The organism is Marinitoga okinawensis, from assembly GCF_055387075.1.
The window spans coordinates 567,627-580,228 of sequence record NZ_AP042422.1 but is presented as its reverse complement, the minus strand read 5'-3'; the positions used below and the strand labels follow the sequence as shown (position 1 = coordinate 580,228).

13 protein-coding genes are annotated in these 12,602 nt (G+C 27.2%); 11 read left to right on the top strand and 2 right to left on the bottom strand.

What is annotated here, in order from left to right:
- Nucleotides 1-8: 8 nt before the first annotated feature.
- From ACZ5CK_RS02805 to ACZ5CK_RS02790, 4 genes are all read left to right on the top strand, one after another.
- Nucleotides 9-881, top strand: a complete 873-nt coding sequence (locus ACZ5CK_RS02805; RefSeq protein ID WP_464582392.1) for a Crp/Fnr family transcriptional regulator — start codon at nucleotides 9-11, stop codon at nucleotides 879-881.
- Nucleotides 878-1,384 carry a hypothetical protein gene (locus tag ACZ5CK_RS02800; protein WP_464582391.1) on the top strand — a complete coding sequence of 169 codons (507 nt, stop codon included), beginning with the start codon at nucleotides 878-880 and terminating at the stop codon, nucleotides 1,382-1,384. The genes ACZ5CK_RS02805 and ACZ5CK_RS02800 overlap by 4 nt, the downstream gene beginning before the upstream one ends.
- 149 nt (nucleotides 1,385-1,533) lie before the next feature.
- Nucleotides 1,534-2,571, top strand: a complete 1,038-nt coding sequence (gene tdh, locus ACZ5CK_RS02795; protein ID WP_464582943.1) for an L-threonine 3-dehydrogenase — start codon at nucleotides 1,534-1,536, stop codon at nucleotides 2,569-2,571.
- A gap of 11 nt (nucleotides 2,572-2,582) precedes the next feature.
- Nucleotides 2,583-3,767 (top strand): glycine C-acetyltransferase, encoded by a 1,185-nt coding sequence (locus ACZ5CK_RS02790; protein WP_464582390.1) that lies wholly within the window; start codon nucleotides 2,583-2,585, stop codon nucleotides 3,765-3,767.
- 115 nt (nucleotides 3,768-3,882) lie between these two features.
- On the opposite strand, the gene ACZ5CK_RS02785 is transcribed toward ACZ5CK_RS02790, so the two are convergent.
- Nucleotides 3,883-5,058, bottom strand: coding sequence for an ABC transporter permease (locus tag ACZ5CK_RS02785; RefSeq protein ID WP_464582389.1), 1,176 nt, complete (start codon nucleotides 5,056-5,058; stop codon nucleotides 3,883-3,885).
- A gap of 164 nt (nucleotides 5,059-5,222) precedes the next feature.
- On the opposite strand from ACZ5CK_RS02785, the gene upp reads away from it, so the two are divergent.
- Complete coding sequence (gene upp, locus ACZ5CK_RS02780; RefSeq protein ID WP_464582388.1) at nucleotides 5,223-5,858, top strand: uracil phosphoribosyltransferase; 636 nt, start codon at nucleotides 5,223-5,225, stop codon at nucleotides 5,856-5,858.
- A gap of 33 nt (nucleotides 5,859-5,891) precedes the next feature.
- Here the strand turns inward: upp and ftsY are convergent, their stop codons facing one another.
- Entirely contained in the window at nucleotides 5,892-6,800 is a 909-nt protein-coding gene (gene ftsY / locus ACZ5CK_RS02775) for a signal recognition particle-docking protein FtsY (protein WP_464582387.1), read from the bottom strand.
- A 198-nt stretch (nucleotides 6,801-6,998) separates the two neighbouring features.
- Between ftsY and ACZ5CK_RS02770 the strand changes: the two genes are divergently transcribed.
- The 6 genes from ACZ5CK_RS02770 to tsf all read left to right on the top strand — a co-directional run bounded on the left by ACZ5CK_RS02770 (nucleotide 6,999) and on the right by tsf (nucleotide 12,578).
- The gene (locus tag ACZ5CK_RS02770) at nucleotides 6,999-7,655 is read left to right on the top strand and encodes a DUF2225 domain-containing protein (protein ID WP_464582386.1); all 657 of its coding nucleotides are present in this window, start codon (nucleotides 6,999-7,001) and stop codon (nucleotides 7,653-7,655) included.
- Nucleotides 7,655-9,889: a peptidoglycan DD-metalloendopeptidase family protein gene (locus ACZ5CK_RS02765; RefSeq protein WP_464582385.1), complete on the top strand. Its 2,235-nt coding sequence runs from the start codon at nucleotides 7,655-7,657 to the stop codon at nucleotides 9,887-9,889. Before ACZ5CK_RS02770 ends, ACZ5CK_RS02765 begins: the two co-directional genes overlap by 1 nt.
- A gap of 4 nt (nucleotides 9,890-9,893) precedes the next feature.
- Nucleotides 9,894-10,376, top strand: coding sequence for an RrF2 family transcriptional regulator (locus ACZ5CK_RS02760; RefSeq protein WP_464582384.1), 483 nt, complete (start codon nucleotides 9,894-9,896; stop codon nucleotides 10,374-10,376).
- Nucleotides 10,333-11,424 (top strand): tRNA 2-thiouridine(34) synthase MnmA, encoded by a 1,092-nt coding sequence (gene mnmA / locus ACZ5CK_RS02755; protein WP_464582383.1) that lies wholly within the window; start codon nucleotides 10,333-10,335, stop codon nucleotides 11,422-11,424. The genes ACZ5CK_RS02760 and mnmA overlap by 44 nt, the downstream gene beginning before the upstream one ends.
- 1 nt (nucleotide 11,425) lies before the next feature.
- Nucleotides 11,426-11,914 carry a pantetheine-phosphate adenylyltransferase gene (coaD, locus tag ACZ5CK_RS02750; RefSeq protein ID WP_464582382.1) on the top strand — a complete coding sequence of 163 codons (489 nt, stop codon included), beginning with the start codon at nucleotides 11,426-11,428 and terminating at the stop codon, nucleotides 11,912-11,914.
- Between the two features lie 64 nt (nucleotides 11,915-11,978).
- Entirely contained in the window at nucleotides 11,979-12,578 is a 600-nt protein-coding gene (gene tsf / locus ACZ5CK_RS02745) for a translation elongation factor Ts (RefSeq protein ID WP_464582381.1), read from the top strand.
- Nucleotides 12,579-12,602: the final 24 nt, after the last annotated feature.

The window sequence follows — 12,602 nt, the reverse complement described above, 5'->3', positions numbered from 1 at the left end:
GGCTTATTATGAAAGATTTTTTTAACCCTGGTGAAATTATATTAAAAGAAAATGAGACATATAATTTTTGTTATTATATTATATCTGGAAAAGTGAATACCTCATTAAAAAATCTCGAATTAGGTTCTGGAGAATTTATAGGTGCCATGGGTTTTTTGACTGGAAAACCCTTATTAGAAAGTTATATTGCAAATACTAAAGTCGAAGTACTGAAATTTGATAAATCAACAATAATCTCTCTATTGGAAGAAAAAGAGTTTTCACTTTTTTTAGAACATATTTCTAAATTATATATTAATTTATTTTACAAAAGCTTATTTAATATAACACCAAACATACCAGAATTACTAATAAACAAAGCACAAGTAACCAACAGAAATGATATTTTAGATGATCTTAGAATGGAAGAAACCGACATAATTTTAGCTGAATTAGATCAAATTTTAAATGCTGGAGAAATTTTCGAATCAGAACTTCCGGAAGATCCTGAAATAGCCACAGAAAGTTTTAAATCTTTATTCAATAAAGAGCAACTTGATCTGGCTGGCATTATAGTTTACACAACAAATTATATTAGAAAAAGTCAAGATAGTGATCAATTATGTGATGATTTAATTTATGGATTTGAAAAATCCATAGAAATCGAAGATAGAGCTTTAGTAAAATATTTTTTATATTTATCTTGTATGTACTGTAAAAATCCTATAAAAATAAAAGAACTTTTAGAGGAATATTTGGAAATATTAAGATTTTGGGGTGTTCCTGCATGGGGAGAAATGCTTATTAGATTAGAAAATTATGAAACCTATATTAACATTTTTAATGAGGAAAATATTGATGAAGAGAAAGTTAAAGAAAATAAAGATGGTGATCAGAAATGATATGTGAATTAATTACAAATTTATCAAAAGATATAAGAGAAATAGGTTATGTTCAAAGCGGAATAATAATTTCTACGTTAAACTACAATGATGAAGAAAAATTAGGACAAGTCTTTTGCGAAGGAGATTATTTTGGCCTTGATTCTTTAGTCTATGGTATCAACTTAATAGATTATTATAAAGTTGGAAAAAGCAAATACAAAAAAGATTCATATCAACTATTTTTAGAATTACTTAAAGATGAAGATTATTATAATAAATTCTTTTTAAATCTAAAAATTACATTCCTTGAAATAGCATCTTTTATGAAAAAAAGAGAAGAAGAAATATTGTTATTAAATTTAAAAAAAGTATATGCTAGAAGCCATACCATTAAGGGTTTACCAAAAGATTTTATAAATAATTACATATCAACAGATAAAATAAATGATTTAAAAGAAAAAAAACTTATTACAGAAGATGATGAATTTTACATATATAATTCTAACAAAGAACAATTGTAATATTAAGCAAAATGAATATAATTGACATTTATTTGCTTTCAAAACAAATAATGGTTTATAACCTGAAAAAAATGACATTGAAATTTTTTTCAATTTTGAGTTAAACTACTAATGAAATTAATTAAGGACGGTGAAGAATATTGGGAACTATGAAGGCAATCGTGAAAAAACAACCAGGAAAAGGATTTGTTTTAGATGAAGTAGAAATCCCAGAAATAAAAGAACCAAATGAAGTTAAGGTTAAAGTTTTAAATGCTTCTATATGTGGCACAGATTTACATATATGGAAATGGGACGATTGGTCTCAAGAAAGAATAAAAACTCCGCAAATAGACGGACATGAATTTGTTGGTGAAGTTGTAGAAGTCGGACCTATGGTTAAAGGATTAAAACCTGGTGACATTGTTGCTTCTGAAACACATATACCATGTGGTGTCTGTAAACAATGTAAAACTGGAAAAATGCATGTTTGTAAAAATATGAAAATATTAGGTGTTGATAGAGATGGTGTTTTTGCCGAATATGTTGCAGTTCCAGAAATTGTATTATGGAAAATAGATCCTTCAATTCCAAAAGAATTCGCTTCTGTCATGGAGCCTCTTGGAAATGCCATACATACCGCTACTGCTGCTGATTTAAGAGGAAAAACTGTATTAATCACCGGAGCAGGTCCTATAGGTGCTATAGCTGTTCAAGTGGCAAAAATTTCAGGAGCTGCAACAATTATTGTTAGCGAAGTCTCCGAATACAGAATAAAAATGGCAAAAGAAATGGGTGCAGATTATATTATTAATCCTGTTGAAAAAAATTTAGTTGAAGAAGTTATGAATATCACTAATGGAGATGGTGCAGATGTATTATTGGAAATGTCCGGAAACACTACTGCTCTTAATCAAGGAATAGAAGCATTAACTAATGGAGGAGAAGCTGCCATTTTAGGAGTATTTCCAACAAATCCTGTACCTTTTGAAATGAATACCGCTGTATTTAAAAATATTACTATTCATTGTATTACTGGAAGAAAAATGTTTGAAACATGGCAAATTGCATCTGAATGGCTAAGAACAAAGAAAATTGATTTATCAAAATTAATAACCCACATTCTTCCAATGGAAGAATTCGAAAAGGGATTTGAATTAATGAATGCTAAAAAAAGTGGGAAAATTGTATTAAAAATTTCTGAATAAGGGGGAATATTATGAATTTTTACGACCAATTAAATTCCGAAATGAATGAATTGAAGGAAAATGGACTTTTTGTAACTATAAGAACCCTAAATGGTGCCCAAGGAGCTTGGTTTGAAGTTGATGGAAAAAAAGTTCTAAATTTGTGTTCTAATAATTATTTGGGTTTTGCTAACAATGAAAAATTAAAAGAAGCCGCTATTAAAGCTATTGAAAAATATGGAGTTGGCCCTGGTGCAGTAAGAACAATAGCAGGAACAATGGATATTCATCACCAGTTAGAAAAAGAATTGGCTGAATTTAAAAAAACTGAAGCTACCTTAGTTGTCCAATCAGGTTTTAATGCTAATCAAGCGGTTATTCCAGCAATTACTACAGCTGAAGATGCTATATTATCTGATGAATTAAATCATGCAAGTATTATTGATGGTGTAAGGTTATCAAAAGCTAAAAAATATGTATGGAAGCACAAAGATGTGAAGAATTTAGAAGAAAAATTAAAAGAAGCAAAAGTAAATGGTGCTAGAAGATTATTGATTATTACTGATGGTGTATTTAGCATGGATGGAGATTTAGCACCATTACCAGAAATTGTCGATGTTGCAGAAAAGTATGAGGCCATTATTATGGTAGATGACGCCCATGGAGAAGGTGTTTTAGGAGATAGCGGTCGAGGAATTGTTGATCATTTTTATTTACATGGACGTGTTGATATAGAAGTTGGTACTTTATCCAAAGCATTTGGTGTAGTTGGTGGTTTTGTTGCTGGTAAAAAAGAATTGATTGAATATTTAAAACAAAAGGCTAGACCATTTTTATTCAGTAGTTCTTTATCACCTGCTGAAGCCGGTGCAGCTCTAGAAGCTGTTAGAATTTTAACCCAAAGTGGTGAGGTAGTAGAAAGATTATGGGAAAACGCAAAATACTTTAAAGATAAATTAAATAAATTAGGATTTGATACATGGCATAGCGAAACTCCTATTACTCCAGTTATGTTATATGATGCTAAAGTTGCAAAAGAATTTAGTTTAAAATTGTTCGAAGAAGGAATTTTTGCTCAATCAATTGGATATCCAACTGTTCCAAAAGGATTAGCAAGAATCAGAGTTATGATTAGTGCTGCTCATACAAAAGAAGATTTAGATTTTGCTATAGAAAAATTCGAAAAGATTGGAAAAGAATTAAAAATAATAGAATAAATAAGAAAAGTAGGCTGATGCCTACTTTTCTTATTTATTATCTACTTTCGGATCTCTATAGTTTATAATTATTTTTATTTTTTATATTATGAAATTAAATTTTTTCTTAATTTCCTTATTTTCTTTCTATATATGATAAAGATATATAGCTTATTATAAATGATGAAATTGTAAATAATAATATTATATATATATCATTAATTACCATTTGCAAATTATAATTTAACAAAGCTACTTTTCTCAAAGAATCTATTGAATATTTTATTGGTAAAGCATACGACCACTTATACCATAAAGATTCTTTCGGAATTGATATCAAAACATCACCAAACAATACCATTATTCCTATAAATATTGCTAATAAGAATGTTGTTGTTCTTGTAGTCCTTGAAATAGCTGCTATTAATAATCCAAAAGTTGCAAACATTACAACGTTTAAAATAATAAGCACCAACAAGTCTATTTCTTTACCAGAAAAATTACTTCCAAAATATTGAAAAACATAAAAAGTTATTATACTAGAAATCAATCCTAATACTATATATGTCAATAATTTATATATTGAAAATTCCCATATTTTTAATCCATTCGCTCTATATATATCTAATAATCCGTTTTCTTTATTTTGCGAAACTGATATTCCTATACCCCCCATCGAAAAAATCAAGATTAAAACTAATATAGCTGATGGAGCTAACATATCCTGAAAATCTAAAGATGCATTTTTTATGTTTTTTAAACTACCATCTTTTATATTTGGTATTTGAATTTCTATTTCTGGAGGTTTTCTATCTTTATCTACTGATATACCTCCTTTTAACAAAAATTGAGTTGTAGATCCTGTAGATATTTCAGGAATACCTGATAATTCATTAAATAATGCTTTTACTACCGTATAAATAGCCACACTACTATCCAAATTATTTGGATTAGGTATTAATATCAGTTTAGTATCTTTATAATTTTTGAGATCCATCATAAAACCTTTAGGTACAATTAGAATTGAATCAAATTCATTGCTTTTTACAGCATTAATTAATTCCTTTTGAGAAGAAATTTGTACTGCATCTTTCCATTTAAAAAATTGACTCAAAAATAAAAATCCAAATTTACCTAAAAAAGAATTATCTTCATTATATACAGCTATTTTATAATCCAATAGCATATTTTCTGGAAAAAGATTAGATCCTAAATAAGAAAGCAATATTGGAATTAAAATAATTGACATTATAAAACCTTTATTGCGAAAAATCTTTATCAATTCATATTTCATCAAAGAGAATATTTTCACACAACCACCTCTTTTTTATAATTAATTTATTTATATTTTATCAGAAAAAACATTTTATTTAAATATATCACTTATTACAAAAACAATTTAATTTTATAGAATCTTAAATAAGGTAACAAATTTTTATGATATAATATAATAAATAAATAAAAGGAGGCTAAAAAATGAATTTTTCAAATTTAACAGTTGTTGACCATCCTTTAATCAGGCATAAACTCACTATTATGAGAAATAAAAATACTGGTCCAAAAGAATTTAGAGAATTGCTAAAAGAAATTACACAATTATTAACTTATGAGGCTACAAGAACTTTACCGACAATCGAAATAGATGTTGATACTCCTATACAAACCACTAAAGGTGCCATGGTAGAAGATAAAAAAATAACAATAGTCCCAATTTTAAGAGCAGGTTTGGGAATGATGGATGGAATACTTAGCCTTGTTCCAAATGCTAGCATAGGTTTCTTAGGTATTTATAGAGATCCAAAAACTTTAAAACCTGTAGAATATTATTTGAAATTCCCTCCATTTACAAAAAATCATTATGTATTTATTGTTGATCCAATGTTAGCAACAGGATTTTCGATAAAATATGCTATAAAAAAGGTTAAAGATTATGGCGTAAAAAATATTATAGTAATGTCGTTATTATCAGCCCCAGAAGGAATTAAAAACATTGAAGAAGAGTATCCAGATGTTAAAATATATACAGCTGCTATGGATGAAAGGCTGAATGATCACGCTTATATAATACCAGGTTTAGGTGATGCAGGTGATCGCTTATTTAGAACAAAATAATAATATGTTAAACTAACCGATGTATCGCATCGGTTAGTTTTTTTCTATACCTAATAACGCATCACAATATGTTTTTGGGTCAAATATTTGTAAATCATCTTCCTTTTCACCAACACCTATTAACTTAATAGGTATACCTAATTCTTGATTTATTGCAAATGCAATTCCACCTTTTGCTGTTCCATCTAATTTTGTTATCACAATACCGCTTAAATCTATCGCTTCCTTAAATACTTTTGCTTGAACAATGCCATTTTGTCCAGTTGTTCCATCAAGAACTAAAAGAGTTTCATGAGGTGCATCTGGTATAACTTTTTGAATAACCCTTTTTATTTTTTTTAGCTCTTCCATCAAATTACTTTTTGTATGTAATCTTCCAGCAGTATCAATAATAACAATATCTTTATTTTTTGAAACAGCATGATTTAATGCATCATAGGCTACTGCTGCCGCATCAGAACCATGGGAATGTGCTATTACGTTAATATTTAATCTATGTCCCCATTCTTTTAATTGTTCAATGGCTGCAGCTCTAAAAGTATCTCCTGCAGCAAATACAACACTTTTACCTTTATCTTTATATAGTTTACCTAATTTAGCTATTGTTGTAGTTTTACCAGTACCATTTACACCTACAACTAAAATAACATATGGAACTTTTGTTGGATTAAAATCAATAGGCTCATTATCTAAATGCTCTACCATAATATCTCTTAATAATATTAATGGATCTTCTGCTTTGTCCTTTTTATATCTCTCTTTTAACTTTTCTAAAATATCTTTCGTTGCATCAACCCCAACATCAGATAAAATCATAATTTCTTCCAATTCTTCTAAAACTTCATCATCCAAAGATCTTCCAGAAAAAATTGTTTTAATATTGCCAAAAAATTTTTCTCTTGTTTTCTTTAAACCTTGTGCGATTTTATTAAAAAAACCCATATATAAAACCTCCTAAACTTTACTATAATAATTAATTTTTTCGAATATATTTTACCATTAATTTTTTATATTTCAAAATTTTTATTATTATTTAATTTCCAAATTTTATAAAATTTCATTTATATCATTTGGATTTTTTACAACGAAATGGTAAAATAACTATATATAATATATATAGTTTAATTGAGGTGTGTAAGAATGGGAGATTTTTGGGAAGATTCTATTACATGTCCATTATGCGGAAAAGCTTTTAATTATACTAAAATAAAATATGATAGTATAATAGTTGAACATTATGACGATGATCTAAAACCTACTTACAAAGGTCCTAATCCTCTTAATTATTCTATAGTTACATGCCCCAAGTGTGGTTTCACTTTTTATGCTGAAGATGTTGATGTATTAAAAAGAATTAAAAAAGATCAAAAAAAAGAATTAAAAGATTACCTTAAAAGGTCTAGAAATAAGTTAGGTGCAATAGATAATTCAAGTGATAAAACTACAGAATTTTTAAAAAAACAATATGCAATTGCTAGTATCATTTATATAATTTTAAACAAACCCGGAAGAAGTGCGAAGAGTCTTATAAGATTAGCGTGGGTATTTAGAGATGAAGGAAAATTAATGGAAGAACTTAAATTATTAATATCTGCCGTTAATATTCTAGAAGAAAATTTTAAAAATTTAAATTCGGATGAAGAGTTAATATTATATTATTTTTTCAAAGGATATACCAGTTTAAAAATCGGAAAGAGAAAAGAGGCTAAAGATTTCTTCAATAAGCTTATTGCACGCTACAGGCATTCAAATAATCCATATGTTAAAAAGGCAGATTTATTGAAAGGAGATTTATGATGAGGAAATTTTACATTATATTATTAATTACTATAGTTTTTTTGTCTTCTTCATGTTCGTTATTACAAAACCCCCAAAGCACAGAAACTACTGATAGGTTAGACTCTTTAGAAGCTGAAATAACTAATTTAAAATTATCTATTACGAATTATGAAAATAAAATATCTTCATATTATAGCAATATTGATTCTATCAATAAAAAAATCGATGATATTTCCTTAAAAATTAATTCTATTGAAAATGAAATTAATTTTCTTAAAAGCAATTCAAAAATTTTTCAAGACACTACAAATGCTTCTTTAACTCATTTTCAAGATTCTTTAATATCTTATAAAAATGATTTACTTTCAATAAAAATTTCTATTGAAAATATTAAAAATACAACTCAAAGTGCATCTCTTACTATAAACAATAAAAATTTAACAGAATTACTAAATTCAATAGAAAACAGGATTAACAATATAGAAAGCAATATTAGAGTTTTAAATAATGATTCATTTAAAAAAGAAGATTTTCAAATTTTATCAAAAAATTTTATTACCAAAGATTCAACATTATTGGAAAATACTAAAAATTATGTTGATAATAAAATAAACCAATTAAATTTAACTTTTACAGAAGCTATTAATTCTAATATCAATTCTATTGATTCCATTTCTAAAAAAATCACAACTTTAAATTCTAGTATAACCAATTTACAATCTAAAATAAATAAAACCAATTTACTATTTAATAAGGTGAAAAAAGATAATGAATTATCTTTTTCTAATACTGCTTCAAGATTAAATGTTTTATCGCAAAGAATAGAATTCTTAGAAAAAAATGATATGTCTATTGTCAAAGAAATTACAGAATTTAAGAACGAATTAAAAAGTTTAACATTAAGTTCTACAGAAATTAAAAATGCTATTGATAATTCAGTTAAATCACATATTGATAACCTACTAAAGACTGTTAATTCTCTTGATAAAATATGGCAGATTAATTTTGAAACCCTTGAAAAGGATCTAGATACTTTAAAAAATGATTATTCAGAATTCAAAGGAAACATTACAGGTTTAATAAAAGAAGAAAATTTGAAAAAATACGTTTATGAATCTGTTGAAACTGAAACTCAAAGAGAAGTTGCAAAATTATTTTACAAAACAAAAAGCGAAGAATTATTAAAAATAAAAAATATTGAAGAAAAACTAGGAAATATCGATAAAACTATTGAAACTTTAAAAAGTTCATTTGAATTATTATCCTCTAGACCTATTAGTACATTTGATGAAAAATATAAAACAAAATTGGAAGATTTAGAAAGAGAGTTGACTAATGCTCTAATTTCTTTTTCAAATGCAGAAATTAAAAATCTTTTTGGTTCTGGAGATCAAATAATTTATAAAATTAAACCTGGTGATACTTTAAGTCAAATTGCTATTGCATTTGGTTTAGGATATAACGGAATAGATTTAATAAAGGTCGCTAATAACATTGATGATCCAAGAAGTATTAGAGTTGGGCAAAAGTTAATAATTCCTGTTAATAATATAGAAAAATTTTTAACTTGGCCTCTTAGTTATACTTTACCTTCTAATTACGAAAGAATTATAATTAGATTTGGAGATCGAATATCAACTGGAGTATCTGTTGGCCTTGGAATACTTCCATTAAAAGATGAAACTGTAAAACCAGCTTTACCAGGAAGAATAATTGACGTAGGGCAATCATCAAATTCTTCTTACTATATCAAAATTGATCATGGAAATGGTGTAGTAAGTGTTTATTCTAATTTGATTTCTAAAAATGTAAAAGTGGGTCAATGGGTAGATAATGAAACTATATTAGGAAATGTAAAAAAGGATAAATTGTTTAATTTTGAAATATGGAAAAATGGAGAACCTAAAGACCCTATGAAACTTTTCTTTAAATATATTGGTAATTTTAAAGCAACCTTTTATACAGAATGGGATGATAAAATAATATATTATCCAGCATTTAGATTGACTAAATCTCAGAATGTTCCTAGACCTTGGGTTACCGTAGCTGCTGACCCAAAATATTTACCTCTAGGTACTGTCGTTTATATACCAGAATTTAGAAATTCTCCAAATATGGGTTTTTTTGAAATAGAAGATATAGGCTCAAAAATTGTAGGTAATAGATTAGATATATATATAAACGATGTAAGACTTGCTCAAAGTAGTCAAGACGTAAGTGTGTATGTTGTAGGAAAAAAAACCAGGAGGTAAAATCATGGGATTAACTGTAAAAAGTAGTTATGCATTAAGAGCATTATATGAATTAGCTCTATTTCATAAAAAAGGAATACATCGAGTATCTATTAACGAATTATCTACAAAACAAAAAATCCCAAAAGATTTTTTGGAAAAAATATTTAGTGAGTTGAGAGAATATGGTATCGTTGATTCTGTAAGGGGTCGATATGGTGGTTATGCACTTAGTAAAGACCCTAAAAATTTAAAATTAAATGAAATTGTATATATTTTGGATAAGCCATTTCAATCCTACGAATGTGTTGTTACTGGAAAATGTGAAACATTAGGTTCTGAATGTGCTGTCGGATACATCTGGAAAAAAATTAATACAATTTTAATGCAAGAGCTCTCAAAAATTACTTTACATGATCTAATAGAAATTGGAGAAAAATTAGAATTAATGGGAGGAAATACTGTTGAAGAAAAAATTAATAATGCTAATGAGCGGAGGAGTGGATAGTTCAGTAGCTGCTTTTCTCGCCAAAGATATGGGATATGATATAATAGGTGTTCATTTTAAAACTATTCCTGATGAAATATTTATCAAAATACCTGAAAAGAAAAAAATTTGTTGTAGCCCATCTGATACTTATGATGCACTAAGAATAGCTGATAAGTTGGGATTTGAATTAAAAATTATAAAAATTTATGATCAATTTAAGAATAAAGTTATTAATTATTTTATTGAAGAGTACAAAAAAGGAAATACCCCTAATCCGTGTATATTATGTAATAGATATTTTAAATTCGGTCTTGCTATTGATTTATTAAAAGAATTCAATGCTGATTATGTTGCTTCTGGACATTATGTTATAAGAGAATTTTCTGATAAATATAATACAGAAGTAATAAAAAAAGGTGTTGATATATCAAAAGATCAATCATATTTTCTTGCATATATTAATAAAAATGCTATTCCTAAATTATTTTTCCCAAATGGTTATTATACAAAAGATGAAATAAGAAAAATTGCAGAAGGCCTTGATATCAAAATAGCAAAAAAAATCGATAGTCAGGAATTGTGTTTCATTCCCGACAATGATTATAGAAGGTTTTTGCGTGAAAACGGTATCAATATAAATAAAGGACAAGTATTAGATTTAGAAGGAAATGTTATAGGAGAACATACTGGATATACTAATTACACAATTGGTCAAAGAACTGGTATATCGTATTTTAAAAACCCTAATATAAAAATGCACGTATATAAAATTATACCAGAAAAAAATCAGTTGATTGTTGCTCCTACTGAAAAAATTTATTTTAAAGGACTTATAGCTAAAGATTTTGAATTTTTGGTGGATTTTGAGAAAATCTATGGAAAATGCAGGGTAAGAAAAAGAAATGAAGAAAAAGATGCTTATATTGAAAAAATTGCCAATAATAAAATAAAGGTTATGTTTAAAGAACCTATATTTGCAGTTACTCCTGGACAATTTGCTGTGGTTTATGATAATGATGGCATAGTATTAGGTGCAGGGAAAATAGAAAAATATTTGGAGGTATGATATGGCTAAAGCTATATATCCAGGCAGTTTTGACCCAATAACATACGGACATATTAATATAATAAAAAGAGCTGCAAAAATATTTGATGAACTTTATGTTGTTGTACTACATAATATCAATAAAAAATATTTTTTTTCTTTAGATGAGCGTATTAATATTACAAAAGAATCTTTAAAGGATTTTAAAAATATAAAAGTTGAAAGCTATGATGGACTATTAGTGGATTATGCAAAAGAAAAAAATATTAATGTTATTATTAGGGGATTAAGAGCTGTTTCAGATTTTGAATACGAACTACAGCTTGCAAATGCTAATAGATCACTAAACCCTAATGTAGAAATATTGTTTTTAATGACAGATACTGAATACTCTTTTATATCTTCCACGATAGTAAAAGAAGTAGCTAAATTTGGTGGAAATGTTTCTCAATGGGTTCCAAAAAATGTAGAAGACGCTATAATTAAAAAAATTGGTAATAACAATGTTTAAAAAAAGAAAAATAATTATGTTAGAATATTCGTGAATTTTAAGAAAATACTAGGAGGGAATTGAAATGGCTATTACTGCTGCTGATGTGAAAAAATTAAGAGACGCTACAGGCGCTGGAATGATGGATTGTAAAAAAGCTTTAGTTGAAGCTGATGGTGATTTTGATAAAGCTATTGAAATTTTAAGAATAAAAGGTGCTGCAAAAGCTGCTAAAAAAGCTAGCAGAAGCACAGGAGAAGGTATTATTTATTCTTACATCCACCACAATGAGAAAATAGGTGTTTTATTGGAATTAAATTGTGAAACAGATTTTGTTGCAAGAACAGAAGAATTCCATGAATTAGCAAAACAAATTTCATTACAAATAGCTTCTATGAGACCAAAATGGTTAAAAAAGGAAGATGTTCCAGAAGATGTTATCGCAAAAGAAAAAGAAATATATAAGGAAGAAATGAAAGAATCTGGAAAACCTGAACACATAATAGAAAAAATCGTTGAAAATAAAATAAACAAATTCTATGAAGATAATTGTTTATTAGAACAAGAGTTTGTATTTGCTGAAGAAAAAGGCACAAAAATAAAAGATCTTATTACTGCTGCAATTGCAAAAATAGGAGAGAATATTCAAGTATCAAGATTTGCAAGATTTGAAATTGGTGAATAAATAGAGGGTGGTCTTTGTCCACCC

Excerpts from the sequence above, each read along its gene's own strand:
- ACZ5CK_RS02805 (WP_464582392.1), top strand. The coding sequence starts at position 9 with ATGAAAGATTTTTTTAACCCTGGTGAAATTATATTAAAAGAAAATGAG.
- ACZ5CK_RS02800 (WP_464582391.1), top strand. The coding sequence starts at position 878 with ATGATATGTGAATTAATTACAAATTTATCAAAAGATATAAGAGAAATA.
- tdh (WP_464582943.1), top strand. The coding sequence starts at position 1,534 with ATGAAGGCAATCGTGAAAAAACAACCAGGAAAAGGATTTGTTTTAGAT.
- ACZ5CK_RS02790 (WP_464582390.1), top strand. The coding sequence starts at position 2,583 with ATGAATTTTTACGACCAATTAAATTCCGAAATGAATGAATTGAAGGAA.
- upp (WP_464582388.1), top strand. The coding sequence starts at position 5,223 with ATGAATTTTTCAAATTTAACAGTTGTTGACCATCCTTTAATCAGGCAT.
- ftsY (WP_464582387.1), bottom strand. The coding sequence starts at position 6,800 with ATGGGTTTTTTTAATAAAATCGCACAAGGTTTAAAGAAAACAAGAGAA.
- ACZ5CK_RS02770 (WP_464582386.1), top strand. The coding sequence starts at position 6,999 with ATGGGAGATTTTTGGGAAGATTCTATTACATGTCCATTATGCGGAAAA.
- ACZ5CK_RS02765 (WP_464582385.1), top strand. The coding sequence starts at position 7,655 with ATGAGGAAATTTTACATTATATTATTAATTACTATAGTTTTTTTGTCT.
- ACZ5CK_RS02760 (WP_464582384.1), top strand. The coding sequence starts at position 9,894 with ATGGGATTAACTGTAAAAAGTAGTTATGCATTAAGAGCATTATATGAA.
- coaD (WP_464582382.1), top strand. The coding sequence starts at position 11,426 with ATGGCTAAAGCTATATATCCAGGCAGTTTTGACCCAATAACATACGGA.
- tsf (WP_464582381.1), top strand. The coding sequence starts at position 11,979 with ATGGCTATTACTGCTGCTGATGTGAAAAAATTAAGAGACGCTACAGGC.